22 protein-coding genes and 1 riboswitch are annotated in these 25,462 nt (G+C 67.8%); of the genes, 17 read left to right on the top strand and 5 right to left on the bottom strand.

Features of this window, described 5'->3' with window-relative positions:
- The first annotated feature begins 139 nt into the window (after positions 1 to 139).
- From IRT45_RS23295 to IRT45_RS23285, 3 genes are read left to right on the top strand one after another with little or no spacing between them, the layout of a single operon-like run.
- Positions 140 to 385 carry an acyl carrier protein gene (locus tag IRT45_RS23295; RefSeq protein ID WP_309241115.1) on the top strand — a complete coding sequence of 82 codons (246 nt, stop codon included), beginning with the start codon at positions 140 to 142 and terminating at the stop codon, positions 383 to 385.
- On the top strand, positions 382 to 5,592 hold the full coding sequence (locus IRT45_RS23290) for a type I polyketide synthase (RefSeq protein WP_194807970.1): 5,211 nt from the start codon (positions 382 to 384) through the stop codon (positions 5,590 to 5,592). Before IRT45_RS23295 ends, IRT45_RS23290 begins: the two co-directional genes overlap by 4 nt.
- 7 nt (positions 5,593 to 5,599) lie before the next feature.
- Positions 5,600 to 7,354: a fatty acyl-AMP ligase gene (locus IRT45_RS23285; protein ID WP_194807965.1), complete on the top strand. Its 1,755-nt coding sequence runs from the start codon at positions 5,600 to 5,602 to the stop codon at positions 7,352 to 7,354.
- On the opposite strand, the gene IRT45_RS23280 is transcribed toward IRT45_RS23285, so the two are convergent.
- The 3 genes from IRT45_RS23280 to IRT45_RS23270 form a co-directional block, all read right to left on the bottom strand.
- On the bottom strand, positions 7,331 to 7,717 hold the full coding sequence (locus IRT45_RS23280; protein WP_194808048.1) for an RNA-binding S4 domain-containing protein: 387 nt from the start codon (positions 7,715 to 7,717) through the stop codon (positions 7,331 to 7,333). The genes IRT45_RS23285 and IRT45_RS23280 overlap by 24 nt on opposite strands.
- Positions 7,718 to 7,777: 60 nt before the next feature.
- A complete protein-coding gene (locus tag IRT45_RS23275; RefSeq protein WP_309241114.1) occupies positions 7,778 to 8,455 on the bottom strand; it encodes a C40 family peptidase in 678 nt (225 codons plus the stop codon).
- Positions 8,456 to 8,473: 18 nt separating this feature from the next.
- Positions 8,474 to 8,638, bottom strand: a riboswitch (cyclic di-AMP (ydaO/yuaA leader).
- A 234-nt stretch (positions 8,639 to 8,872) separates the two neighbouring features.
- Entirely contained in the window at positions 8,873 to 9,160 is a 288-nt protein-coding gene (locus IRT45_RS23270) for a hypothetical protein (protein ID WP_194807963.1), read from the bottom strand.
- Positions 9,161 to 9,323: 163 nt separating this feature from the next.
- On the opposite strand from IRT45_RS23270, the gene IRT45_RS23265 reads away from it, so the two are divergent.
- Positions 9,324 to 10,508 (top strand): ATP-binding protein, encoded by a 1,185-nt coding sequence (locus IRT45_RS23265; protein ID WP_194807961.1) that lies wholly within the window; start codon positions 9,324 to 9,326, stop codon positions 10,506 to 10,508.
- 94 nt (positions 10,509 to 10,602) lie between these two features.
- Complete coding sequence (locus tag IRT45_RS23260) at positions 10,603 to 12,558, top strand: acyl-CoA dehydrogenase family protein (RefSeq protein ID WP_194807959.1); 1,956 nt, start codon at positions 10,603 to 10,605, stop codon at positions 12,556 to 12,558.
- Between the two features lie 72 nt (positions 12,559 to 12,630).
- Here IRT45_RS23260 and IRT45_RS23255 read toward each other — a convergent pair whose 3' ends face one another.
- Positions 12,631 to 13,761 (bottom strand): epoxide hydrolase family protein, encoded by a 1,131-nt coding sequence (locus tag IRT45_RS23255; RefSeq protein ID WP_194807952.1) that lies wholly within the window; start codon positions 13,759 to 13,761, stop codon positions 12,631 to 12,633.
- A gap of 249 nt (positions 13,762 to 14,010) precedes the next feature.
- Between IRT45_RS23255 and IRT45_RS23250 the strand changes: the two genes are divergently transcribed.
- The 5 genes from IRT45_RS23250 (at position 14,011) to IRT45_RS23230 (ending at position 19,383) form a co-directional block, all read left to right on the top strand.
- Positions 14,011 to 15,027: an alpha/beta fold hydrolase gene (locus IRT45_RS23250; RefSeq protein WP_194807948.1), complete on the top strand. Its 1,017-nt coding sequence runs from the start codon at positions 14,011 to 14,013 to the stop codon at positions 15,025 to 15,027.
- A 179-nt stretch (positions 15,028 to 15,206) separates the two neighbouring features.
- On the top strand, positions 15,207 to 15,497 hold the full coding sequence (locus IRT45_RS23245) for a hypothetical protein (RefSeq protein ID WP_194807945.1): 291 nt from the start codon (positions 15,207 to 15,209) through the stop codon (positions 15,495 to 15,497).
- A 305-nt stretch (positions 15,498 to 15,802) separates the two neighbouring features.
- Positions 15,803 to 16,633 carry a hypothetical protein gene (locus IRT45_RS23240; RefSeq protein ID WP_194807943.1) on the top strand — a complete coding sequence of 277 codons (831 nt, stop codon included), beginning with the start codon at positions 15,803 to 15,805 and terminating at the stop codon, positions 16,631 to 16,633.
- A gap of 60 nt (positions 16,634 to 16,693) precedes the next feature.
- On the top strand, positions 16,694 to 18,634 hold the full coding sequence (locus IRT45_RS23235; protein WP_194807942.1) for a fumarate reductase/succinate dehydrogenase flavoprotein subunit: 1,941 nt from the start codon (positions 16,694 to 16,696) through the stop codon (positions 18,632 to 18,634).
- Between the two features lie 2 nt (positions 18,635 to 18,636).
- A complete protein-coding gene (locus tag IRT45_RS23230) occupies positions 18,637 to 19,383 on the top strand; it encodes a succinate dehydrogenase/fumarate reductase iron-sulfur subunit (protein ID WP_194807941.1) in 747 nt (248 codons plus the stop codon).
- A 101-nt stretch (positions 19,384 to 19,484) separates the two neighbouring features.
- Here the strand turns inward: IRT45_RS23230 and IRT45_RS23225 are convergent, their stop codons facing one another.
- The gene (locus IRT45_RS23225; RefSeq protein WP_062966446.1) at positions 19,485 to 19,682 is read right to left on the bottom strand and encodes a hypothetical protein; all 198 of its coding nucleotides are present in this window, start codon (positions 19,680 to 19,682) and stop codon (positions 19,485 to 19,487) included.
- A gap of 467 nt (positions 19,683 to 20,149) precedes the next feature.
- On the opposite strand from IRT45_RS23225, the gene IRT45_RS23220 reads away from it, so the two are divergent.
- From IRT45_RS23220 to IRT45_RS23190, 7 genes are all read left to right on the top strand, one after another.
- Complete coding sequence (locus IRT45_RS23220) at positions 20,150 to 20,353, top strand: hypothetical protein (RefSeq protein ID WP_036507264.1); 204 nt, start codon at positions 20,150 to 20,152, stop codon at positions 20,351 to 20,353.
- Positions 20,350 to 20,601 carry a hypothetical protein gene (locus IRT45_RS23215; RefSeq protein WP_194807939.1) on the top strand — a complete coding sequence of 84 codons (252 nt, stop codon included), beginning with the start codon at positions 20,350 to 20,352 and terminating at the stop codon, positions 20,599 to 20,601. Before IRT45_RS23220 ends, IRT45_RS23215 begins: the two co-directional genes overlap by 4 nt.
- Before the next feature lie 161 nt (positions 20,602 to 20,762).
- Positions 20,763 to 21,626 carry a DUF4190 domain-containing protein gene (locus IRT45_RS23210; protein WP_194807937.1) on the top strand — a complete coding sequence of 288 codons (864 nt, stop codon included), beginning with the start codon at positions 20,763 to 20,765 and terminating at the stop codon, positions 21,624 to 21,626.
- 55 nt (positions 21,627 to 21,681) lie between these two features.
- Positions 21,682 to 22,434: a 3-oxoacyl-ACP reductase FabG gene (fabG, locus tag IRT45_RS23205; protein WP_194807935.1), complete on the top strand. Its 753-nt coding sequence runs from the start codon at positions 21,682 to 21,684 to the stop codon at positions 22,432 to 22,434.
- A gap of 56 nt (positions 22,435 to 22,490) precedes the next feature.
- Entirely contained in the window at positions 22,491 to 23,357 is an 867-nt protein-coding gene (locus IRT45_RS23200; protein WP_194807933.1) for a carbohydrate ABC transporter permease, read from the top strand.
- Positions 23,347 to 24,186, top strand: a complete 840-nt coding sequence (locus IRT45_RS23195) for a carbohydrate ABC transporter permease (protein WP_194807932.1) — start codon at positions 23,347 to 23,349, stop codon at positions 24,184 to 24,186. The genes IRT45_RS23200 and IRT45_RS23195 overlap by 11 nt, the downstream gene beginning before the upstream one ends.
- A complete protein-coding gene (locus IRT45_RS23190; protein ID WP_194807931.1) occupies positions 24,183 to 25,460 on the top strand; it encodes a sugar ABC transporter substrate-binding protein in 1,278 nt (425 codons plus the stop codon). The genes IRT45_RS23195 and IRT45_RS23190 overlap by 4 nt, the downstream gene beginning before the upstream one ends.
- Positions 25,461 to 25,462 lie beyond the last annotated feature (2 nt).

Genomic DNA, 25,462 nt, shown 5'->3' with positions numbered 1-25,462 from the left:
GCTCGTTTCCGTCACTCTCGTCCCTGTGGCCTCAGCTGTCTCGACCTCTTCACCGGGCCCCGACTTGTCGGCATAATCGATCGGGCACGTGGCCTCGAGACCGTCGTGCGACGGCGCCGGATATGGGGAGGAAGTGGCGGTGGGGCAGCGGGAGCGGATCGACACCATGGCGGACGCGGCGATCGCGGCGATCGCGCACATGCTGGGCGCCGAACCCGAATCCGTCTCGACCACACTGCCTTTCACCGATCTGGGTTTGACCTCCGCGCAGCTCGCCCGCCTCACCGGTGTGCTGGAAGACGCGCTGGGCGTGGAGATCTCGCTCACCGATCTCTACGACAACCCGGATATCGAGCGGCTCGTCGACCATCTCGAGGGCCGATGACACCCGCCACGCCACCGATATCGATCATCGGTATCGGCTGCCGAGTGCCGGGGGCGTCCAGCGCGAACGACCTGTGGCGCTTGCTGATCGAGAGCCGCAGCGGGGTCGGCGATCCGCCGCCGGATCGCGACGGCGCGGGCCGCGGCGGCTATCTGGATTCGATCGCGGAATTCGACAACGAGCGCTTCGCGATCTCCGAACGTGAAGCCGCACTGATGGATCCGCAACAGCGACTGGCGCTGGAGGTCGCGGTCGAGGCGATCGACGATGCCGGGATCGGCTATCGGCTGGGCGGATCGAATACCGCGGTGCTGTTCGGCGCGTGCGGTTTCGACCACGGAGCGGTCGTCCTCGGCGACGGCGGGCAGGACGCGCCCTACGCGGTGACGGGATCCGCGCTCAGCATCATCGCCAATCGGATCTCCTATGCGCTGGATCTGCACGGACCGAGTGTGGTGCTCGACAGCGCGTGTTCGTCCTCGCTCGCCGCCGTGGACCTCGCGCTGCGGCTGCTGACCGACGACGCGGTGCCGTACGCCATCGTCGGCGGCGTGAATCTCGCACTGCTGCCACATACTTCGCGGTATCTGGAACAGGGCGGCTTCCTGGCGCCGGACGGGCGGTGCAAACCGTTCGACGCGGCCGCCGACGGATACGTGCGCGGTGACGGCGCCATGGTGCTGGTGTTGCAGCGCACGGCCGACGCCCAGCGTGAGGGTAATCGTCGCTATGCCGAGATCGCCGGTGCCGCAGTGGGTTCGGACGGACGCTCGAACGGTCTGTACGCGCCGAACGGACGCGCGCAACAACAGGTGATCCGGACGGCGTGGGCACGCGCCGGCCTGGACGTGCGCTCGGCCGGGTATTTCGAATGTCACGGTACCGGAACACCGGTCGGCGATGCGGTGGAAATCGAGGCGCTGGCCGCCGTCCTCGACGCGCCGCGCGGTGCGGCGAAACCGTATGTCGGATCGATCAAATCGAATATCGGCCATCTCGAGGCGGCTGCCGGGGTGACCGGGCTGGCCAAGGTGGCGCTGTGCCTGCACCACGGAACCATCGTGCCCACCATCAACTTCCAGCGCGAGAATCCGCTGTTGCGGTTGGCCGAACGCGGGCTCCGGGTGCCGGGCGAAGTGGTCGGCTGGGCCGCGGACTCCGGCGATCGGCGTTGCGCGGGAGTCAGCTCGTTCGGATTCGGCGGGACCAATGCGCATGTGGTCGTGCGGGAGGCGGAGCCGGAACCGGTACGTGAGGTGCGGGCTCCGGTGCTCATCGGACTCACCGGCCGCGACGAGGACGAACTGCGCGAGACCGCGGCCCGGCTGGCGGGTGCCGGAGAGCTGTCACTGTCGGGCTTGGCCGCGGCCGGACGCGCACTGCCCCAGTCGATTCGGGCCGCGATCGTCGCGGACGAGGCCGACGATGCCGCCGACGCACTGCGCGCCCTGGCGAGCGGCTCTCACTCGCCGGCCCTGCTCGGAGCCGGTGGCCGCCGGCGCGGGCGCGTGCTGTTCCTGTTCTCCGGACAGGGCGGTCAGCATCCGCGAATGGGGCGCGAACTGGCGGCCCGGTATCCCGAATTCGCCCACGCCGTGGCCGAAGCGGCCGACGCCGTGGCGGATGCGGGCGGGCCCCGAGTGTGGACGTCCCGCCACGGCTTCGCCGACAGCGTCGGCTCCACCGAGACGGTGCAACCGGCGCTGTTCGTCTACCAGGTGGCGCTGGCCCGATTGCTCGCGACATGGGGAATCGAGCCGGATGCGGTGGCGGGGCACAGCCTGGGGGAAATCGCGGCCGCCGTGGTCGCGGGGGCGTTGTCCCTCGAGGATGCCGCACATCTGGTCACCGTGCGCTCCCGGGCGCTGGGCCGGCTGGCCGGACAGGGCATGATGGCGATGCTCGAGGCGACACCGGACCAGGCGCGGCGGCTGGTCGAACCGCTGCGCGCGGAGGTCGCCGTCGCGGCGGTGAACGGCCCCCGGACGGTGGTGGTGTCCGGCACCACGCGGTACATGGAGACGCTGCTGCGGCGAGCGCGGCGGCGCCGGTACTACGTACGGCCGGTGCCGGTGGACTTCGCGGCGCACAGCCCGCAGGTTCGCGGGCTGGCCGGCGAACTCAGCACCGCGCTCCGGGCGCCGGTGCCGCGCGCCCCCCGGGTGCCGGTGTTCTCCACGGCACGGTCGGGCCGGGTCATCGATTCCGCCGCGATGGATACCGGGTACTGGATCGACAACCTCTGTGGCACTGTCGATCTGGACGCTGCTATCGAATCGGCCGTGGGCCGGGGATACACCTCGATCGTGGAGATCTCGCCGCATCCGGTGCTGGCGCCGGCCGTCCGGGATCATCCCGAACTGGCCGACTCCGTCTTCGCGGCCGCGCAGCGCGACGGCGAGGTCGCCGCACTGCTGCGGACCGTCGGGGCGATGTTTGTGCGGGGGCGTCACGTCGACTGGTCGATCCAGGGCCCGGCTGCCGGTCCGGTGATCGAACGGCGGTGGCGGCGAAGGACTTTCCCACTGCTCACCCGCAGCGCGACCGATCCCGGGCGCGAGCGGCTGGACGATCACGTGGTGGACGGCGTGCCGACCGTGCCCGCCGCGTATTGGATTCGGCGCCTGCTGGATTCGGCGCCCGGCCCGATTCGGCTGGCCGACTTCACGGTGCACGAGCGCACGGATATCGCGGATCTCGCGACGGTCGGCTATCGCAGCGGTTCGGATCTGCGCGTACTGCTGGGGCCGGTGTTGCTCGCCTCGGCACGTGCCGAAAGCGCCGCCGCGCCAGTCGACATTCTCGGCTGGATGCGCACGGTGGACGACCATAGAACTTCCGTTGCGGCAGCGGACGAACTCGATATCGACGAGTTCTACGCGTCCCTTCGCCACCGCGGACTCCGGTACGGTCCGCGCTTTCGCCCGCTGGCGGCCGTTCATGCCGGAAGCCGTACCGCGGTCGGCGTCTTCGATTCGATTCCGCTGTCCACCGCCGCGCTCGACGGCTGTCTGCAGCTGATCGCCGCCGCCGGCCGGGAGGTGCTGCCCGCGACCGGACTCGCGGTGCCCGTGGCCATCGCGTCGGTGTGGCTTTCCGACGCGCACCGCGTGCTGCTGACCGAGGCGCATGCGTTCGTGCGCGAGCACGGGCCGGATGGCCTACTGTGCGATGTCATCGCGCTGGACCAGGACGACGCCCCGGCAGTTGCGTTGATCGGTGTGCGGATCGCATTCTCGGGCACGGGCTTCGCCTCGGAGCCAGCGCCGGGCTTCCCGTCCGGACACACCGTTGCCTACCGCCCTTCCGGAGACGCCGAGTTCGGCGGCGACCGTTCCGGCGCTGCCGATGACGACAGCCCCGACACACAGCCGGAGAGAACTCGCACGCCGGTCCTGGATCCGCCGCGCGAATCACGCGGTGCCGGTGCCGATGTCGGCATCGCGAGTGCGGGGATGCACGTGCTACGCGGGCGCACCGCCGTGCGCGGACGAGCCGAGTACGACGCGACGGTCGCCACTGCACCCGAGTGGGCGAACTCCGTACTGCGCGAGGAACAGTGGATCGTCTCGCCGTTGTCCGCCGGAGGTGCGGAGGCGGTGAATTCGGCCATCGAGCGGGTTGCGGTCGTCGGAGAATCCCGCCTCGCGAAGGCGATCACCCGCGCCGTGGACCGGCATATCCCCGCCGAGCGGATCGCCCGGGATCCCTGTGAGTCGACGGCCTTGTCGGCGGCGGCTGGACGATCGGCCCCCACGGCTGTCGTCCTGGTCTGGCCGGAAGGAGCCGACACGAGTCCGCTCGTCCCCGGCCTCGGCCAAGCCTTGCGCGTCCTGCAGCGGGTGATCGCCGCGGAAACGACGGCGAGCCTCACCGTGGTGCTGCGTCATCCGGCGTCCGTCGCACACAACGCCGTCGCCGCACTGGTACGGACCCTGCAGTTGGAATCCGGCCGACCGGTGCGCCTGATCTGGTCCGACGAATCGGGCGCCGATGCCGTACGCGACCTCGTGCTCCGTTCGGGTGGGCCCGCGGAAGTGCGTGTCGAAGGTGCGCGAACGCTGGTGCGGCGGTTCCGACGGCTCGGCGGAACCGGCTCCGCGGTTCCGCTCTGCGCCGACGGGACCTACGTGGTCACCGGCGGGCTCGGCGCGCTGGGGGCCGCCGCGGTTCGGTGGCTGCTCGAACAGGGAGCGCGCGATGTCGTCGTCCTGACCAGACGTCCCAGGCCGCTGCCGCCGCTACTCGACGGCGCCGAGGACCGGGTGGTGGTCGTGCGCTGTGATGCCGCCGATCGCGCGGACCTGGCCAACGCGCTCGACGACATCCGGGCATGCGGATCGACGATTCGCGGCCTGGTGCACGCCGCGGGCATGTTGCGCGACGCCGAATTCGACCGGGTGACAGGCGAATCGCTGGCCTTGCACTTCGAGCCCAAAGTGACCGCCGCCATCTCACTGATCGAACTGACGGCGAACGATCCAGTCGACTTCACGGTCCTGTTCTCCTCCGCCACCGGGCTTTTCGGCGCCCCCGGACAGGCCGCGTACGCCGCGGCCAATGCGGCTCTGGACGCGCTGGCGCTCGGCGCCACCGGCCGATCGGTGACCAGCATCGCCTGGGGCAGCTGGGACACCGGACTCGCCCGCTCGGCCGGGGGCGCCGCGCATCTGCGAACGGCCGGCATCACGCCCTTCGATGTCGCCCGCGGCATGTCCGTGCTCTCCGCGGTCCTCGGCCGCCCGCAAGCGGTGGTGCTCGCGCTGGATTACACGCCCACCGACGACTCCGGTCCGGTCGCAGCCCGGCTCCGCGACGCGCTGATTCCTGCCGCGCCGCACCATGTTTCTCCGCCGCCGCCGGACCGGCAGGTTCTCGCCGTGCCTGGACGACCACCGCAGAGGACCGGATCACTGCCAGTCGGTCCGGCACGCGAAGCGGCACCGGCCGATACCGTCACGAACGCGGAGGAGGTTCGACGCATCGTTCGCGCCGCAGTCGCCGGCGCGCTGTCGCGCCCGGTCGAATCCATCGATTCCGACGCCGACTTCGCGACGCTGAACCTCTCCTCACTTCTGGCGATCGATCTGCGACGCCGTTTGGAGGCCGGGCTGGGAATTCGTATCGCAACGGCCGAGCTGTTCGACAACCCCTCCGTCACAGCCTTGTCGGCGGCATTGGCGGCGCGGTTGCCGCGGCAGGAGTGAGCACGATATGACCGACCGATTGGCGGCGGCCGTTGCGGCGCGGGCAGCGGAAGCACCGGACGATCCGGCCTTCACCGCCCTGTCTCATCCCGGTGGCCGACAGGTGGCGGACACCGTGACGACCTCGGAATTGCACCGCGCGGCGGGCGCACTGGCAGCCGCCATCCGCGAACGGACGGCGCCCGGTGATCGCGTCGCGATTCAGTGCGAACACGGCCTGGACTATGTCGTCGCCTTCCTCGGCTGTCTCTACAGCGCACGCACCGCCGTGCCGCTGTTCCCGGACACGGTGCGCCCCAATGCCGGCCGGTTGCGAACGATCCTCGGCGATGCCGAGCCGAGGCTGCGTCTCGTCTCGCCTGGTTCAGCGCAGCCGGTGCCCGGCGCCCGAGGTCCGGATGCCGATCGCCGGCCGCACGGTGAACTCCTCACCGTCGACGCGCACGCTCGCACGGACGATGTCCGAGTGGATACGGTCAGGGCGCATCCCGCCTACCTCCAGTACACCTCGGGGTCCACCACTTCGCCTGCGGGAGTGTGTGTTTCCCATGCGAACCTCGCGGCGGCACTGGATCAGCTGCATGGCGCCCTGGCACCGGCCGACGATGGCCCGATGGTGAACTGGTTGCCGTTCTTCCACGATATGGGCCTGGTGTTCGCCCTGGCGCTGCCGCTGTATCTCGGCGTTCATGCGATCACGCTGCCACCGGCCGACTTCGCCAAACGCCCGATCCGATGGTTGCGCGCGTGTAGCGACTTTCGCGCAGTCGCGACCGCGAGCCCGAATTTCGGTCTGACGCTGGCGGTTTCGGGCACCGACGTGCGGGAACGTGACGGTCTCGACCTGTCGCCACTGGATCTGCTGCTCAACGGGGCCGAACCGATCCGCGCCACCGCGCTGGGCGCCTTCACTCGTACCTTCGCGCCGCACGGATTTCGCCACCGTGCCCACACCGCGGGTTACGGCTTGGCGGAGGCGACCCTTCCGGTCACCATCTCGCGCCCGGATGCGGAACCGGTATGCGTCGAATTCGACCGCGCCGCCCTCAGCTCGGGCCGGGCGACTGTCGCGTCCGCGCGCCGTGCGCTCGGCGGCCGGGCGGATGGTCTCGCCCTGGTCGACTGTGGCCGTCCCGCCGGGCAAACCGTGCGCATCGTCGACCCGATCACTCTCATCCCCCGCGACGACGGTGCCGTCGGCGAGATCTGGGTGCAGGGACCGAATGTCGGCGCCGGATATGCGGGACTGCTCGACCGCACCGCGGCCACCTTCGGCGCGGTGCTGCCCGGTGAGCCCGGAACGTGGTTGCGCACCGGTGATCTCGGCTTCGTCCACGACGGGGGTCTCTACATAGCGGGCCGCTTGCGCGACACCATCGTCATCGACGGCCGCAACCATTTTCCCGCCGATATCGAAGCCACCGCCGCCGACTCCGCACCCGAACTGCGCCCCGGACATATCGTCGCGTTCGGGCTCGACACCGGTGAACGCGAGGACCTGGTTGTAGTTGCGGAAGCGAGGAAACCCCCGGCGGACGCGAGCGATATCGCCCGGCGGGTCCGGGTCGCGGTAACGATGGTGCACGGCATTTCGCCGACCGAGGTTCTGCTGGTGCCACGCGGCGCGATTCCGAAGACCTCGAGCGGAAAGGTCCGCCGCGGCGAATGCCGCACTCTCTATCGGGCAGGAGAGTTCGGCAGGGGTTTCGGCACCGAAGCGGCCACCCTCCGCGCGACTTCAGGACGAATCGCGGCCGAGTAGCCGATCGGTGTCGCGGCGTTCGCGTTTGGTGGGCCGTCCGGCACCGCGGTCGCGCTTGGGCAGCGCGGCGACGATTTCGGGTGCGGGCGGCGGAGGGCTCTTGTCGATATAGCACTGCGTGGCGATCGAAGCGCCGACGCGTTTGACGACAAGCCGGACCACGACGACGATGCGTTCGACTCCGGCATTGCGGACCCGCACCTCATCACCGGACTTGATCTGATGAGCGGGTTTGACGGCCGTCCCGTTGACACGCACGTGACCGCCGCGGCACGCGGTGGCCGCAGCGGATCGTGTTTTGAACAGCCGGACAGCCCAGATCCAGGAGTCGACCCGTGCTGTAGCTGGTTGTGCCCGTTCCAGTTTCGCTCCTCACAGTAGGCCCGGCGGATCACCGCCGGGCCGTGCTGTCGAGCGGAACGACTAGGCGACGCGGCGTGCGGTGACGATCGAGTCGGGGTCCAGATGCGCGTAGCTGACGGTCTCACCCGACTGCGGCGCCTGAAGGATCTTGCCATCCCCGGCGTACATGGACACGTGGCCGCCACCGTTCTGAATCACCAGGTCGCCCGGCTTCAGGTCCTGGAAGGCGACCGGCTTGCCGACATGCGACTGTTCGAAGCTGGTACGCGGCAGTTGAATTCCGGCTTGCTTGTACGCCCACTGCACCAGACCGGAGCAGTCGAAGTTCGAAGGACCGGAGGCGCCCCACACGTAGTCGGCGCCGATCTTGCTGCGCGCAGCGTCGAGGGCGACGTCGCCGACGCCGTGCTGCTGCTGCGGCTGGCCGAACATGCTACCCATCGGGTTCTGCGCGGCGTTGGGGATGCTGGGCGCGATCGCCTGCGAGCTCAGCGCCTGCTGAACTCCCTTGATCTGATCCGCGTGATCGGCGAGCACCTGGTTCGCCTGGCTGACCTGCTGGTCGAATTCCGAACCCAGCGGAACGTCGAAGTTGCCGACGCCGGGAACGTTGATCGTGGCCGCCATGGCCGGAATCGCCGGAATCGCACCGGTTGTGGCCGCTACTGCGCCGCAGACCAGCGCACCCTTGACGGAATTCGGCAGCCGAGATTCCCGTTGCAGACTGTGTTTACCCACCGAGCTGAGTCTCCTGTTTCTTCCTTGCCCACGCGCCGACCGGGTTAGCTGACGGGTTCGGACCGGGAAGATTCGGCCCTACCCCATCGACCTTGCGACCGAAGAGGATTCACCCCAGTAACCTGGGTCCCCGGTTCAGCGATCGAGCTGCCCACTCGACTGCTGATTAGGCGGTGACTAGGCGGGCCGCCCCTCTAATGAAGCGACATACTCCGCGAAGTCACGAAGAGATTACGACGGCTCGGTGTTGTTGTCCACCCCACACGACGGCGTGTCTGCCCGCGTGTCGCCAAATCGCCAGGACCACCCCCGATTACAGCCCGGCGAATCGATCTGCTATGGAGATCACGACACGGTATCCACGGCCCTGTGCTCGTTATCGAATCGAGTTGCCCGCGCGTTACACCGGCGACCGAGTCACTCGACCTCTCCGCGCGGACGGACCGCGCGCTCCAGTTCCGCGATGCGATCTCGCGCGTCCGCCAGTTCGGTTTCCAGCCGGCCCAGAGCGATCACGAGCGGACCGACCGCGAGATCGGCCACCAGTTGCGGATCGTCGTACCCCTGCGCGATCGCGTGCAGGATGTTGTCGCGAATCTGGCGCGCCACGCCCGCCCCGGCGGGCACGTCCCAGGATCCGACCACCTCGGCCACCGTAGGGTTCGGCCGATCGCCGGACTGCTGATCTTCCGAATCGGTGGACATGACCCCTCCTGCGGACATTTCGGACCTCGATCAGCCCCCAGCGTAGAGAGCGCACCGCGCCCGGTCACCCCGCGCGGCGGCCGCCATTCGGTTGGATAGCGCAATCTAGGACATCCCGTATATATCCCGAGATTTCGGTACGAACGCGCTACGGTGTCGGGGCATGGACCCCGTGCGGAATCCGTATGCCCCGGGCGCCGGCCAGCGCCCGCCCGAACTCGCCGGGCGCGACAAACAGCTCGACGCGTTCGACATCGTGCTCGAACGCATCTCGCGCGGCCGTCCCGAACGCAGTGTGATGCTCACCGGCCTGCGCGGCGTGGGAAAGACCGTGCTGCTCAATCAACTTCGGTCCACGGCCCGCTCGCGCGGATGGGGGACCGGCAAACTGGAGGCCCGCCCGGATCAGGAATTGCGGCGGCCGCTGGCCTCGGCGCTGCATATGGCGGTGCGCCAGATCGCGGTCGCCCACCGCAATCCCGAGATGGTCGACGATTTCCTGGGCATCCTCAAGGCCTTCGCCCTGCGCGCGACCGCCGACAAGGGGATGCGCGAACGCTGGCAACCCGGTATCGACGTCCCGGCCGTCACCGGGCGCGCGGATTCCGGTGACATCGAGATCGATCTGGTGGAGTTGCTCCTCGAAGCGGCTCACCTGGCCCGCGATATCGGTGTCGGCATCGCCGTGTTCATCGACGAGATGCAGGATCTGGGACCGGCCGACATCTCCGCCATCTGCGGCGCCTGCCACGAACTCAGCCAGGAGACAGCGCCGTTGATCGTGGTGGGCGCGGGTCTGCCACATCTGCCGGCCGTGCTCTCGGCCTCCAAGAGTTACTCGGAGCGACTTTTCGGCTACCACCGCATAGACCGGCTCGATCGCGATTCCGCGGATCGCGCGCTGATCGCGCCCGCTGAGCGCGAGGCGGTGGAGTTCACCGAGGAGGCGCTGAAAGCCTTGTACGACAAGGCTGATGGATATCCCTATTTCGTTCAGGCCTACGGCAAGGCCACCTGGGATGTGGCCGCCCGCAGCCCGATCGGCGCCGAGGATGTGGAACTGGCGGCCCCGGCGGCGGAGGAAGAACTGGCGGTCGGCTTCTTCGGCTCCCGCTATGAACGGGCAACGCCCGCCGAGCGCGAGTACATGCGGGCGATGGCCGATCTGGCCGGCGACGACGGGCCGGTACCGACCGCGGCGGTCGCCAAGGAACTGGGCCGCAAACCCGCATCCCTGTCTCCGGCCCGGGACGGACTCATCAAGAAGGGGCTGATCTATTCCGCCGAGCGAGGCACCATCGGCTTCACGGTGCCGCATTTCGGACGGTATCTGCGCGGCGTGCAGTAATTCTTCGACCCCGATTTCGCCGGAGGCCTACCGGCGAGTAACCAACCCTCCTACACTCGAATGTGATCCTGATCACGTTTCGAGGGAGGATCCCATGGCGACAGCCGCGAAAGTTCACGCCACCGAAGAACAGGCCCGCGCACTGGTCGAGGAATCGCGCGAAAGCACCTGGGCCAAACCATCGTTCGCCAAGCAGATGTTCCTCGGCCGGTTCCGGCTCGACCTGATCCATCCGTATCCACAGCCCGCTCCCGACGACGCGGCGCGGACCGAGGCCTTCCTGGAACGGCTGCGGGCCTTCTGCGAGACCTTGGACGGATCGGTCATCGAGGCCGAATCGAAGATCCCCGACGACTACGTCCGCGGCCTGGCCGAACTCGGCTGCTTCGGGCTCAAGATCCCGCCGGAATACGGCGGGCAGGGCCTGTCGCAGGTCGGCTACAACCGGGCGCTGATGATGGTCGGCTCGGTGCACGCGAGTTTGGGCGTGCTGCTGTCGGCGCATCAGTCGATCGGCGTGCCGGAACCGCTGAAGCTGGCCGGCACCGAGGAGCAGAAGCGCGAATTCCTGCCCCGGTGCGCGCGGGGCGCGGTCAGCGCCTTCCTGCTGACCGAACCGGATGTCGGATCGGATCCCGCCCGGATGGCGAGTACCGCGACCCCGACCGCCGACGGCGAGGCCTACGAACTCGACGGCGTGAAGTTGTGGACGACCAACGGCGTGGTCGCGGAACTGCTGGTGGTGATGGCGCGAGTGCCGAAGGGACCCGGCCATCGCGGCGGGATATCCGCCTTCGTGGTGGAGGCCGATACCCCCGGCATCACCGTCGAGCGCCGCAACGCCTTCATGGGTTTGCGCGGGATCGAGAACGGCGTCACCCGCATGCACAAGGTCCGGGTGCCGGCGCGCAATCTGATCGGACGCGAGGGCGACGGCCTGAAGATCGCGCTCACCACGCTCAACGCGGGACGGCTGGCCATCCCCGCACTGTGCACCGCGGCGGCGAAGTGGTCGCTGAGGATCAGCCGCGGCTGGTCGGCGGCGCGCGTGCAGTGGGGCCGCCCGGTCGGTGAACACGCGGCGGTCGCGTCGAAGATATCCTTCGTCGCCGCAACGGCTTTCGCGCTGGAGGCGGTGCTCGAACTGTCCGGGACCATGTGTGACGAGGCGCGCAACGACATCCGCATCGAAGCCGCGCTGGCCAAACTGTGGGCCTCCGAGATGAGCTGTCGCATCGCCGACGAACTGGTGCAGATCCGCGGCGGCCGCGGCTACGAGACCGCCGCCTCCCTGCGCGATCGGGGTGAGCGCGCGGTACCGGCCGAACAGCTGGTGCGCGATCTGCGGATCAATCGGATCTTCGAAGGCTCCAGCGAGATCATGCGGCTGCTGATCGCCCGGGAGATGGCCGATGCGCATATGGCCGCCGCGGGCGCGCTCGTGGACCGTCATGCGGCGCTGAAGGACAAGGCCACCGCGGCGGTCGGGGCGAGCGGCTTCTACGCGAAATGGTTCCCGCAGTTGGCGGTCGGCCGGGGCACGCTCCCCGCCGGCTATACCGAATTCGGGCCGCTGGCAACGCATCTGCGCTTCGTCGAGCGGATGTCACGCAAGCAGGCGCGCGAACTGATGTACGCGATGGCGCGCTGGCAGGCGAAACTCGAATACCGGCAGGGGTTCCTGGGCCGCCTCGTCGATATCGGCGCGGAACTGTTCGCCATGTCGGCGGCGTGCGTGCGGGCCCAGGCCATGCGCGCCGAGGACCACCGGGACGCGGCCGCGGCGACGGAACTGGCCGACACCTTCTGCCGCCAGTCCCGGTTGCGGGTCGAGGCCGCCTTCGCCGCGCTGTGGGACAACACCGACGACGCCGACACCGCGCTGACCCGGCAGGTGCTCGAGGGCCGCTACGAATGGCTGGAGTCGGGCGTGCTCGACCAGAGCGAGGGCACCGGCCCGTGGATCGCGGAGTGGGAATTCGGGCCGTCCACCGAGCAGAATCTGCTCACCCCGTTCCTGCCGTCCACGCGCACGGCGGCCGACGTGTAGCGATCCATCGGGAAATCTAGCGCTATCTAGGATTTCCGGTAGGGAGTCTCAGATTTCCCGATGGCGCGTCACTCAGCCGAGATCGCCGAAGAATCTGCGCAGGTCGGCCGCATATGCCTGGGGCTGATCCATCGCGATGAAATGGTGTCCCGCCGGGTTGTCCTCCGGCCAGTGCACGATCTTCGCGGTGCGCTCGGCGAGCCGGCGGATGCCTGGTGCACCGCTGTACACCCCGGTCGGGACCTGCGCCGAACCGGTCGGCCAGGCGAAGCCGGTGCTGTCGTAGTACGACCACGCCGAGGTCCCGAAGCTCTGGGTGAACCAGTAGATGCCGACGGTGGTCAGCAGCGCGTCGCGGTCGATCGCCGCATCGAGCGCGCCGGCGGCGCTGAAGTCGGTGTACTTCTGCACCATCCAGGCCAGCGCGGCGGCGGGTGAATCGTTCCATCCGATCGAGAAGGTCTGCGGCGCCGCACGCAGCAGACCGTGATGATCCACGCCGTTGACCCAGTCCGCCGACATCATCGCCTCGTAGCCGGCTCGTTCGGCATCGGTCAGGATCGGCACATCGGCCTCGGTGGGGAAGCCGAGACCGGCGGTGATGTAGAGCCCGGCCACCCGGTCGGGCGCCGCCTCGGCCATCGCGGTGCCGACGTAGGTGCCCAGGTCGCCGCCCTGTACGCCGTACCGCTCGTAGCCGAGCCGGGCCATCAGTTCCACCCACATCCGGCCGACACGGTCTGTGCTCCAGCCGGTTTCGGCAGGCGCGGCCGAGAAGCCATACCCCGGCACCGACGGTATGACCACGTGGAAGGCCCGCGCGGGATCGCCACCGTGCGCCCGGGGATCGACGAGAAGGTCGACGAGGCCGGCGAATTCGGCGAAGGTATTGGGCCAGCCGTGATTGAGAACCAAGGGCAGCGCCTCCGGCTCGGGCGAGCGCACGTGCAGGAAGTGCACATCGAGACCGTCGATCTCGGTGCGGTACTGCGGGAAGCGATTGAGCCGGGCTTCCTGTGTCCGCCAGTCGTAGTCGGTGCGCCAGTAGTCGGCCAGTTCGCGGAGCCGAGTCAGCGGGACACCCCGGCTGCCCTCCGCGCCGGGCAGGTGCGGCGCCCACCGCGTCCGCTCGAGCCGATCGTGCAGATCATCGATATCGGACTGGGGAATGTCGATGCGGAAGCTGCGGATCTCTGCGCTCATGAACACCACGCTAAGGGCAATATAGGCCAGTTTCGGTCCTAGTACCGAGAGCCGGTTTCGAGTTCTTTCTAGGGCTTTCTAGGAAGTGCTGTAGATACGGAGATATTCTGACGATTCCCCTCGCGCCGGATCGCCGGCGAACGAGCGGCAGCAGTTGTACAACTTCTGCATAACACCAGGTTAGGGCCGTTAACGCGACGGCAATCAATTCCGACATCCGGGCAGGTACGGACTCTGCAGGAGGACGTCATGTCCACGACGATCGCCACCCGCGTCACCGTCTGCGCCGACGACGGCACCCCCCTGGCGGCCTGGACCTTCGGCCCGCCCACAGCCTCGGTGACGGTGGTCTTCGTCCACGGTCACTGCCTGCGGACCGAATCCTGGTGGTTCCTGCGAGATCAGCTGCTGCGACACTGGGGCTCCGGCGCCCGGATGGTGTTCTACGACCACCGCGGTCATGGCGATTCCGCCGGCGCCGATCCGATGACCTACACCATCGACCAGCTGGGCCACGACCTCGACGCGGTCCTGCGAGCGGTAGCGCCGACGGGACCGGTGGTGCTGGTCGGCCATTCCATGGGCGCGATGGTGGTGCTGGCCTACGCCCGCCTGTTCCCGGCCACGATCGGCACCCGGGTGGTCGGCGTCGGGCTGATCGCCGGGGCGGCCGCCGGCATCACGGCGGTGGGACTGGGGCGACTGCTGAACCGGCACACCGCGACCTCGCTGCGGGTCGCCGTCCAGCGGGCGCCGCGGGCGCTGCAGGTGTCGAAACGGTTGGGCCGCCGCGTTTTCGAGCCGATGGTGCGAGAGGCGAGTTTCGGCTCGCGACGGGTGAATCCGCGCATGGCCGCACTCGCCACCGCCATGCTCAATGACACCCCGCTGCCGACCATGGCCTACTTCCTGGATTCACTCATCCGCTTCGACGAGACGCCCACACTGCGCCTGCTGTCCGATCTCCCGGCCCTGGTTCTCGGTGGATCGGCCGACATCATGATTCCGTTCGCGCATTCGGTGGTACTCGCCGCGCAACTCGGCCGCGCCGAACTGGTCCGGCTCGACGGCGCCGGCCACAGCGTGATCCTGGAGCGGGCCGAGGAGGTGGCGGTGGCCGTCGCGGCACTCGTGGACCGCGCGACCGGAACGCCGGCCGTCACCCCCGAAGGTCGTGGAGCCGACACCGCCGCGCTTCCGGTTCCCGCGACACTCGTCGGGATGGAGTCCCCGGCGGCCGCGGCGACCCTGCCGGCCGCCGGATGAGGTTCACATACCGCGCCGGGCGCGCAGGTGGCGAGATGTTTTTCCAGCGGCGACGAGCCAGAACGCGAATGATCACGTAATGTGTTGTAGATCACGATGTGCGGTCCGTCACAGGTTTGATCTTGCCCCACGGGCGGGATCCGATCCGGTGATCGGCCCGGAAGCACCAGGAGGTTTCGATGACACGCAGTGAGATCGCCGAACTGCGCTTCGCGGTCGGACAGCTCCGGCAATGCGTCGGCGCGTTGCGCACCCATTACGGAGATGCCAACCCGGTCCGCCGGCTGGAGAACGATCTCGAACGACTCACCATCGACGCCGAGGAGTTCGAGCACACCCCGCCGCCCGAGGTGGACAGCCGTCGGCAGCAGGAGGTCATCTACGTGCCGGACAGCAAGTCCGACGAGGCGGCATGGATGGGCGCACAGGACGAGGGTCTCGGCTTCCATTCGAGGCCGCGCACCAAATAACCCGACATTCACCAGCAGCACGGGCCGTCGCGGCGGCCGTCCATTCCGCCGCGACGGCGCTGCGGCCCGTCGGTTCCCACCCCCCGTATTCGCGAAGAAGGTCCGAAGTAGCTCGTCATTCACTCGTTGTACCGCCGCCGTCGAGCGCACAGAAAATGTGGCGCAAATCATAGGACGGGGCGGCGATAGATCTTGCCTGGACCGGCCTCGAGTCATAGCCCGGTTGTCGTATGGTGCTCAGCATCACATTCGACGCCGGAGGTAACGATGACGTTCCACGGGGTAGACCAGCGAGGCAGCTTGCAGTGAGCGCAGCACCGACACGCGCCCCCGAGGCGGGCACGGGAGTTTTCAGCAAAGGCCGCGCGGCCATTTCCACGCGCACTCTGCGTACCGACCGATGGTGGGTCCCCTCACTGCTCACGGTGCTCGGACTGGCCGCATTCATCATCTACGCAACCGTGAGAGCCTTTGTGCGAACCGCATATTGGGTCTCCGACTACCACTATCTGACGCCGTTCTACTCACCGTGCGTGAGTACGTCGTGCGTCGAGGGTTCGAGCCACTTCGGGCACTGGGTCGGCAACCTGCCGATGTGGATTCCGCTCGGTTTCCTGGTGCTGCCGTTCCTCCTGCTGTTCCGGTTGACCTGTTACTACTACCGCAAGGCCTACTACCGCGCGGTGTGGTTCTCGCCGCCGGCCTGCGCGGTCGCCGAACCGCACGGCAAATACACCGGTGAGACGCGGCTTCCGCTGATCATCCAGAACGTGCACCGCTACTTCTTCTATATCGCGGTCGTCGTGTCGGTGGTCAACACCTACGACGCGGTCATGGCGTTCCACGGCAAGGACGGCGGCTTCGGCTTCGGCCTGGGCAACATCGTCCTGGTGGTGAATGTCGTTCTGCTGTGGGCATATACGATCTCGTGCCACTCCTGCCGGCATATCACCGGCGGCCGTCTCAAACACTTCTCCGCCCATCCGGTGCGCTACTGGATGTGGACGCAGGTGTCGAAGTTGAACACGCGGCACATGCAACTGGCATGGACCACGCTGGCCACCCTGGCGATCACCGACTTCTACATCATGCTGGTCGCCAGCGGGACCATCTCCGATCCGCGGTTCATCGGTTGATTCCGGCGACAGACAACGCCATAGAGCCCCATTCCTCAGTGTCCCAGGAGTATTCGTTTCATGCCTGAAGTCGAACGGCACAAGTACGACGTCGTCGTGATCGGTGCCGGTGGCGCCGGCCTGCGTGCGGTGATCGAAGCGCGCGAACACGGCCTCTCGGTGGCGGTGGTGTGTAAATCGTTGTTCGGCAAGGCCCATACGGTCATGGCCGAAGGCGGATGCGCCGCCTCGATGGGCAATGCCAACGAGAAGGACAACTGGCAGACGCATTTCCGCGACACCATGCGCGGCGGAAAATTCCTCAACAACTGGCGCATGGCCGAACTACACGCCCAGGAAGCACCCGACCGGGTGTGGGAGCTGGAGACCTACGGGGCGCTGTTCGACCGGACGCCCGACGGACGGATCAGCCAGCGCAACTTCGGCGGGCACACCTACCCCCGCCTCGCCCATGTCGGCGACCGCACCGGCCTCGAGATCATCCGCACCATGCAGCAGAAGATCGTCTCGCTGCAGCAGGAGGATTACGCCGAGACCGGCGATTACGAGGCCCGGATCAAGGTGTTCGCCGAATGCACGATCACCGATCTGCTGAAGGAGGGCGATGCCATCGCGGGTGCGTTCGGATACTGGCGGGAGTCCGGACGGTTCATCCTGTTCGAGACCCCTGCGGTCGTGCTGGCCACGGGCGGGGTGGGCAAATCCTACAAGGTCACCTCGAATTCATGGGAGTACACCGGCGACGGTCACGCGCTCGCGCTGCGCGCCGGCGCCTCGCTGATCAACATGGAATTCCTGCAGTTCCATCCGACCGGTATGGTCTGGCCGCCCAGTGTGAAGGGCATTCTGGTCACCGAGGGTGTGCGCGGTGACGGCGGCGTGCTCAAGAACACCGAGGGCAAGCGCTTCATGTTCGAGTACATCCCGGCGGTGTTCAAGGGCCAGTACGCCGAGACCGAGGACGAAGCCGATCAGTGGTTGCGCGACAACGATTCCGCGCGTCGCACCCCGGATCTGCTGCCGCGCGACGAGGTGGCCCGCGCGATCAACGAAGAGGTCAAGAACGGGCGCGGCACCGAGCACGGCGGGGTCTACCTCGACATCGCCTCCCGGCTGCCGACCGCCGAGATCATGCGGCGGCTGCCGTCGATGCATCACCAGTTCAAGGAGCTGGCCGATGTCGACATCACCAAGGAGCCGATGGAGGTCGGGCCGACCTGTCACTACGTGATGGGCGGCATCGAGGTCGATCCCGACACCGGCGCGGCCACCGTGCCCGGATTGTTCGCCGCCGGTGAATGTTCCGGCGGTATGCACGGTTCCAACCGGCTCGGCGGCAACTCGCTGTCGGACCTGCTGGTCTTCGGGCGACGCGCCGGCTTGGGCGCGGCCACCTACGTGGAACAGCTGGCACAACGCCCGGCCGTCGCCGATGCCGATATCGACGCGGCCGCGAAATCCGCACTGGCGCCCTTCGATCCGCCGGCCACGGGGGCCGGGGAGAACCCGTACACCCTGCACACGGATCTGCAGCAGACGATGAACGACCTGGTCGGCATCATCCGCAAGGAGCACGAGCTCGAACAGGCCATCGGGCGCCTGGGTGAGTTGCGTGAGCGCTACGACAGTGTGACCGTCGAGGGCCACCGGCAATTCAACCCCGGCTGGCATCTCGCACTCGACCTGCGAAACATGTTGCTGGTCAGCGAATGTGTCGCACAGGCGGCGCTGCTGCGCACCGAGAGCCGCGGCGGTCACACCCGCGACGACCATCCGCAGATGGATGCGCAGTGGCGCAATCGGCTGCTGGTGTGCCGGACCGACTCGGACGGTGCCGGCCAGACCGTGCCGCCGGTGACGGTCACCTCGGAGGCTCAGACGCCGATGCGGCCGGATCTGCTCGCCCTGTTCGAGTTGAGCGAGCTGGAGAAGTATTACACCCCGGCGGAGACCGCCGCTCATCCCGCGGCCGCCGAATCATCCGCGAAAGGGGATGAGTAGCAATGGGTTACGATGCCCACTTCCGCGTGTGGCGCGGTGACGACGACAAGGGTGAACTGCAGGACTACACCGTGGAGGTGAACGAGGGCGAGGTCGTCCTCGACATCATTCACCGGTTGCAGGCCACCCAGGCTCCGGATCTGGCGGTGCGCTGGAATTGCAAGGCCGGTAAATGCGGTTCGTGTTCGGCGGAGGTGAACGGCCGCCCGCGCCTCATGTGTATGACCCGAATGTCGACCTTCGCCGCCGACGAGGTGGTGACGGTGACGCCGATGCGTACCTTCCCGGTGATCCGCGACCTCGTCACGGACGTCTCCTTCAACTATCAGAAGGCCAGGGAGATACCATCTTTCACGCCGCCGGCCGATCTGAAGCCCGGCGAGTACCGGATGCAGCAGCGCGATGTGGAACGCTCGCAGGAGTTCCGCAAGTGCATCGAATGTTTCCTGTGCCAGAACACCTGTCACGTCGTGCGCGACCACGAGGACAACAAGAACGCCTTCGCGGGGCCACGGTATCTGATGCGGGTGGCCGAGTTGGAGATGCATCCCCTGGATGTGGCCGACCGGCGCGAGATGGCGCAGGAGGAGTTCGGGCTCGGCTACTGCAACATCACCAAGTGCTGCACCGAAGTGTGTCCGGAACACATCAAGATCACCGACAATGCCCTCATTCCGATGAAGGAAAGGGTTGTGGATCGTAAATACGATCCGATCGTCTGGTTGGGTAACAAATTGTTCCGGCGATAATTCGACGGCGGAATCGGTGACGATATCAGTCGCCGATTCCGCCGTTGTTTTCGCCCGTTTCGAATAAGAAAAATCAGGTAGCCGGTCGGTTCGCCGACCGGCTACAGCATTGTCACGACGCCGATCGCGACCACCGCGACCAGTGCTCCTACCAGCAGTGACGAGAGCATGGCCCCGGTCAGTACGTAAACCCCGACGGCCGATACCACGAACAACATTCCGACGATCAGATGTTCGACCCAATCGCCCGGAAGCAGTTTGCGGTACCGAGGTGAGGTATTTCTCAGCCCGCGATCCATGTAGTTCTGATTACCCGATCACCGCCGGGGTAAACATACATTCGTTGCGAAACGGGTGTGGTTTCGTGATCTGCGGGCAAATGGGCGGGGCGCGAACTCCGAGGCGCTATGCGGCGGCATGCCCGACGTGTTCGCAGGTAGCGAGGCTCGAGCGGATACGAAAAGTCCTTTTCTCCCAAGCTGTTTCGATGCCGGCGATTCGCTGGGAATCGGACGGGATCGGCGATTCCGCCCCGCGCAGCGCCGATCTGATGGATGCTGGGAGTGTGCTCGCAGCGGGGCCCCGGAGTCGGCTCGCCGGGCACAGTCGGGTATCGCATGCAGGAACGAGGAGTCATGGCTGTTCATGTCATCGGGTCGTCGTTGATGACCAGCGAACTTTCGTCCGCTTCGACCGGCCGCGCCGCGACCGGACCACAGGATCCACCAGCTCCACCGCGCCGCCGGTACGCGGCGGGGGTGACCGAATGCAACTGACGAATCTGCACATGCCGGTCGCCGGGCTGCTGCGCTGCGGCGCCGATCCGGGCATCATGACCGTCGAACAAGCCCATGCCGCAATGCAACTGCACCTCGACTGCACCGTCGATACGTGCGTGGTCAGGCGGCGGGCGCGGGCCGTGCTGGTCGAACAGGGCCGCTGCGTCCTCGACGATCGGGCCATCCCGTGAGCGCGTTCGCCGGGGGAGGCGCCCGGCATGCGGCCCATCGAGGTGCGCGGCACCGAGTCGAATCGGTACACCGTGCGGCCGCCTATCTACCCGACACCCGGCCACTACCCGTCGGCGGCGCCCACCGCCCACGCCATGCGCGCCGCAGCGGACCGGATCTGTACGACCGCATCGTTCTCGCGATTGCCGGTTGGCTGCTGGCGATCCGGATCGCCTTCGTCGGAGAGCATGTGATCGACGAGGTCTAGTGGCGCGCGCCGGACGCTCGGGGATGACGTCCGGCGCCTCCGGGCGCGCTGCCGCCCGGCCCTGAACAGACGGGGGTTGCGGGTCGCGCCGATCCACCTATTCTTCTCGGTAACGGGCGGGGTCCGCGTGTCCAGGTTCCTGCACGACCGAGAGGAACCACATGGCCCGCAACCAGTACGCGGACGAACGCTGGCCCGAGGTCCCCGAGGAGGAGTACTGGGCCGACGAGCCGGTCCCCGCGGACGAACGCTGGGATCCGCCACCGCCGCGACGGGCCGCCAATCCCCGAGTCGCCGAACCTTCCGACGACCGGTGGGAAACCACACCGAACCGGCGCCGGCCGGCGGCCGAAGCCGAGGACGATCGCTGGGACAGCGCACCCAATCGCCGCCGCACCGGACGGCTACGGGTCGAGGTGCCGCCGATCGTCAATCCGTACGCGATCGTGGCGCTGGTGGCCGCACTGCTCGGATTGTTCCCGGTGGCAATAGTATTCGGGCTGATCGCCTTCAGCCATCCGCGCGGGCGGGTGATGGCGATGTCGGCCCTGTTGCTCGGCCTGGCCGAGGTGTTGGTTCTGGCTGCGGCGCTGGTGCTTTCGGGCGTCACCCTCCCGCACACCACGCTGGGCACGGTTCCCGCCGCACTCAGCACCGACACCGTCACCTCGAATACGGCAGCCTCCCGGACCGTCGCACCGACGACGGTGGTGACACCGCCGCCCACCCCACCGGCAACCACCACGGCCGCTCCCACCGGGCCCGTCTCGGCGGCCAAAGGTGAAGTGTGCACGCAGGCCCAGGCCGGATTGATCGGGTCCGCGAGCGACGGCACCACCCTGCTGTGCCTGCACGGCAGCAGCGGCTATCGCTGGACCGGGCCGTATTCGGTATCGACGGCGGTGTACGAGGGCGGCGCGAAATGCGATCCCGGTCTGGACAAGACGGCCCGCACACCGGACGGGCACGCCCTGGTCTGCGAAGGACAGGGACGCAGCAGTATCTGGTCGCTGTGGGTGGAATAGCGGCGCGTACCGTTCTCTCACAGCGAATGTTCCGAGAGGTACAGGAGGACCGTCAATGGCTGAACGCGTTGCCGTCGTCACCGGCGCGGCACGAGGCATCGGAGCCGCGATCGCGACCCGGCTGGCTCAGGATGGACTGCAGGTGGGCGTACTCGACCTGGACGCGGCGCACTGCGCCGATACGGTCCAGGCGATCACCGACGCCGGCGGCCGGGCCGTCGCGCTGGGAGCCGATGTCTCGAACGAGGATTCGGTCGCCGCCGCGGTGACGAAGCTGGCCGACGAGCTCGGACCGCCGACCGTCCTGGTCAACAACGCCGGCATCCTGCGCGACAACCTGCTGTTCAAGATGAGCGTCGACGACTGGGACGCGGTGATGAACGTGCACCTGCGCGGGGCGTTCCTCATGAGCCGCGCGGTGCAGAAGTACATGGTCGACGCCAAGTGGGGTCGCATCGTGAACATGTCGAGCAGTTCGGCGCAGGGCAACCGCGGCCAGGTCAACTACTCCGCGGCCAAGGCCGGCCTGCAGGGCTTCACCAAGACCCTCGCGCTGGAACTGGGCAAATTCGGCGTCACCGCCAATGCCATCGCGCCCGGCTTCATCGTCACCGATATGACCGCCGCGACCGCCGAGCGGGTGGGCGTGCCGTTCGAGGACTACCAGAAGGCGGCCGCCGCCCGGATCCCGGTACAGCGGGTGGGCCGGCCCGAGGATATCGCGCACACCGCGTCGTTCCTGGTCAGCGAGGGCGCCGGCTTCGTCTCCGGACAGGTCGTCTACGTCGCCGGCGGTCCGCTGGACTGAGCGAAGCCCGTCGCCGCGGCACCGCCGGTACCGGGTGCCCGGTAGCGTCACGTGCTGTGAACCGACGAGCGGTTCGTCGCGCCGTGACGAGTTGGGTGCTGCTGGCGCCGAGCCTGTTCGGGATCGGGGTCTTCCTGATCCTGCCGATCGTGCTGGTCGGCTGGCTCAGCCTGCACAGCTGGAATCTGCTCGGGCCCATGGAATTCGTGGGCCTGCGCAACTGGCGCTCGGTGCTGTCCGATGGCGCATTCGGCCATTCGCTCCTCGTGACGGGTGCGCTCACCCTGCTCGTGGTGCCGCTGCAGACCGTCCTCGGATTCGCGGTGGCCGCGCTGTTGGTGCGCCGGCGTGCCGGTGGTGCGTTCCGGGTGCTGTTCGCACTGCCCTGGATGTGCGCGCCGGTGGCGGTCGGCGTGATCTGGCGCTGGCTGTTCGCGCCCACCGACGGTGCGCTCAACGCCCTGCTGGGCCGGCGGATCGAATGGCTGGCCGATCCGGCGCTGGCCCTGCCTTCGGTTGCGGCGGTGAGCATCTGGTCGAACGTCGGCTATGTGGCCCTGTTCTTCGTCGCGGGCCTGCGGGCGATACCGCCGGAGATCCACGAGGCGGGGGAGCTGGACGGGGCCACCGGCTGGCGGCGGATTCGCTGGCTGACACTGCCGCTGCTGCGCCCCACCCTGTTCTTCGTCCTGGTCACCGGGACCATCACCGCGTTCCAGACCTTCGACACCGTCTACGCGCTGACCAAGGGCGGTCCGGGCGATCGCACGAATGTGGTGGCGATGCAGATCTTCTCGGAAGCGTTCGACGCGGCGCGGCCCGGGCGGGCGGCGGTCATGGCGATCGTGGTGTGCGTGATCATGCTGACGATCACCGTGCTCCAGCACCGCTACTTCCGTACCAGGACCAGCTATGAATTCTGATGTCCGGCACCGACGTCCGGCAGCGGCGCGATCTGCCGCCGCCTACCTGCTGCTGCTCGCGGGAGCGGTGTGCACGGTGGCGCCGCTGGTGCTGGGCGCGTTCACGGCCGTGAAGACGCCGGGGCAATTCGCCACGGAATCTCCACTCGCACTGCCGGATCCGACGACCTGGGACAACTTCCGCGCCGCGTTCGACCAGGGGTTCGGCCGCGCGGTGCTGGTGACGGCGTTGATGACCGCGTTCATCACCGCCGGACAGCTGATCACCTCGATCGCCGCCGCATACGCCTTCGGCTGCACCGAGTTTCGCGGCCGCGATCTGCTGTTCTGGATCTATCTGGCGACCATGATGGTGCCGCCGATCGTCACGCTGATTCCGCTGTATCTGATGTTCGCGCGCCTGGGGTGGCTGAACACCTTCTGGGCGCTGGTGCTGCCGTTCGTCTTCGGCTCGCCGTACGCGATCTTCCTGCTGCGCCAATACTTCCGGGGCATACCGCGCGAATTGATCGGCGCGGCGCGGTTGGACGGCGCGAACACCCTCGATGTGATCGTGCACGTCGTGGTGCCGATGAGCCGTCCCATTCTGGCGACCCTCACGGTGATCACCGTGGTGACGCAGTGGAACAGCTTCCTGTGGCCGCTGGTCGCCGGCTCGGGCCGCTGGCAGGTGCTCACGGTGGCGACCGCGGATCTGCAGACCCGCTACAACGAGCAGTGGACGCTGGTGATGGCGGCGACGACGCTGGCGATCGTGCCGCTGCTGGTGCTGTTCGTGGTGTTCCAGCGGCAGGTGCTGCGTTCCATCGCCTGGACGGGCCTGAAATGAGAGCCGTGAAGACTTCGACGCTGAGCGTGCTCGCCGTCGCGCTCGGCGTGGTCCTGCTGGTGACCGCGGCGCTGTGGCTGGGTCACGACGAGGGCGGCGCGGGTCGCACGGTGGTCCGGCTGCGGATCTGGGATGCGAGTTTCGTACCGGCCTATCGCGCCGCACTCGACGAATTCCAGCGCGCCGAACCGGATGTCGAGGTCCGGATCACGGTGGTGCCGTGGGCGTCCTATCAGCAGAAATTGCGGCTCGACGTGGCGGGCGCGACGGTGGACGACCTGTTCTGGACGAATCTGTACACCGATTACGCCGATGCCGGGCGGCTGTCCGATATCGGCGCGATGCTGGGCCCCGAGGCGGTGCGGCAGTGGGATCCGGGCGCGGTGGAGCAGTACACGCGTCACGGAAAGCTCTGGGCGGTACCGCAATTCGTGGACGGAGGTACGGCGGTCTACTACAACCGCGACGTGCTGACCGCGGCCGGGATCGACCCCGCGGAGCTCGCACGCGCGACCTGGAATCCGCACGGGCCGGATTCCTTCGAGCCCCTGTTGCGCCGGATCGCCGGGGCCGCGCCGTGGGCTTACAACGCCGCCAACGACTTCCAGTCGCTGTCGCTGCCGTATCTGGGATCGGCGGGCGGGCGATTTCAGGACGGGGATCGGTACGTCTTCGACAGCCCACAGGGTGTGGATGCCTTCGGATATCTCGTGGGTCTGGTTCGGGCAGGGCTCGCCCCGCCGGCGGCCGATACCGGCAGCGGCAGTGATTTCGCGAAGAACGCCTTCCTGCAGGGCAAACTGGGGTTGTTCCAATCCGGGAGTTTCACTCTGGCGCAGATCGCGCGGGAGGCGCGCTTCGGCTGGGGGATCGCGATGATCCCGGCCGGGCCCGCGGGGCGGGTGAGCACCGATAATGCGGTCGGCATCGCCGCCAACCCGCACACCGCCCATCCCGACGCGGTGCGGCGCGTGCTGACCTGGCTCGGCAGCGCCGCCGGCAACCGCTATCTGGCCGCCGGTGGGCAGACCATTCCGGCGGTGACGGCCGATCAGCATCTGTACCGGGACTATTGGGCGCGGCGAGGAATCGACGTGTCACCGTTCTTCGATGTGCTGAACGGGCCGCGGATCGCGTCGGGCGGCGGGCCGGGATTCGCGGCCGCACTGCAGGCGATCGACCCGATCTTCGACGAGATGTTCCTCGGGCGCATCCCGGTGCCCGAGGCACTACACCGCGCCCAGACCGCCGCGCAGGCCACGGCGCAGCGCTGATC

Origin of the sequence: Nocardia sp. BSTN01, from assembly GCF_015354405.1 — a bacterium.
Classification (GTDB): Bacteria; Actinomycetota; Actinomycetes; order Mycobacteriales; family Mycobacteriaceae; genus Nocardia.
This window is presented reverse-complemented; position numbering and strand designations above follow the sequence as displayed.

What these genes read in the sequence shown, in the direction of transcription:
- IRT45_RS23290 (WP_194807970.1), top strand. Translation starts at nt 382, where the DNA reads ATGACACCCGCCACGCCACCGATATCGATCATCGGTATCGGCTGCCGA.
- IRT45_RS23285 (WP_194807965.1), top strand. Translation starts at nt 5,600, where the DNA reads ATGACCGACCGATTGGCGGCGGCCGTTGCGGCGCGGGCAGCGGAAGCA.
- IRT45_RS23270 (WP_194807963.1), bottom strand. Translation starts at nt 9,160, where the DNA reads ATGTCCACCGATTCGGAAGATCAGCAGTCCGGCGATCGGCCGAACCCT.
- IRT45_RS23265 (WP_194807961.1), top strand. Translation starts at nt 9,324, where the DNA reads ATGGACCCCGTGCGGAATCCGTATGCCCCGGGCGCCGGCCAGCGCCCG.
- IRT45_RS23260 (WP_194807959.1), top strand. Translation starts at nt 10,603, where the DNA reads ATGGCGACAGCCGCGAAAGTTCACGCCACCGAAGAACAGGCCCGCGCA.
- IRT45_RS23255 (WP_194807952.1), bottom strand. Translation starts at nt 13,761, where the DNA reads ATGAGCGCAGAGATCCGCAGCTTCCGCATCGACATTCCCCAGTCCGAT.
- IRT45_RS23250 (WP_194807948.1), top strand. Translation starts at nt 14,011, where the DNA reads ATGTCCACGACGATCGCCACCCGCGTCACCGTCTGCGCCGACGACGGC.
- IRT45_RS23245 (WP_194807945.1), top strand. Translation starts at nt 15,207, where the DNA reads ATGACACGCAGTGAGATCGCCGAACTGCGCTTCGCGGTCGGACAGCTC.
- IRT45_RS23235 (WP_194807942.1), top strand. Translation starts at nt 16,694, where the DNA reads ATGCCTGAAGTCGAACGGCACAAGTACGACGTCGTCGTGATCGGTGCC.
- IRT45_RS23230 (WP_194807941.1), top strand. Translation starts at nt 18,637, where the DNA reads ATGGGTTACGATGCCCACTTCCGCGTGTGGCGCGGTGACGACGACAAG.
- IRT45_RS23225 (WP_062966446.1), bottom strand. Translation starts at nt 19,682, where the DNA reads ATGGATCGCGGGCTGAGAAATACCTCACCTCGGTACCGCAAACTGCTT.
- IRT45_RS23220 (WP_036507264.1), top strand. Translation starts at nt 20,150, where the DNA reads ATGCAACTGACGAATCTGCACATGCCGGTCGCCGGGCTGCTGCGCTGC.
- IRT45_RS23210 (WP_194807937.1), top strand. Translation starts at nt 20,763, where the DNA reads ATGGCCCGCAACCAGTACGCGGACGAACGCTGGCCCGAGGTCCCCGAG.
- fabG (WP_194807935.1), top strand. Translation starts at nt 21,682, where the DNA reads ATGGCTGAACGCGTTGCCGTCGTCACCGGCGCGGCACGAGGCATCGGA.
- IRT45_RS23195 (WP_194807932.1), top strand. Translation starts at nt 23,347, where the DNA reads ATGAATTCTGATGTCCGGCACCGACGTCCGGCAGCGGCGCGATCTGCC.
- IRT45_RS23190 (WP_194807931.1), top strand. Translation starts at nt 24,183, where the DNA reads ATGAGAGCCGTGAAGACTTCGACGCTGAGCGTGCTCGCCGTCGCGCTC.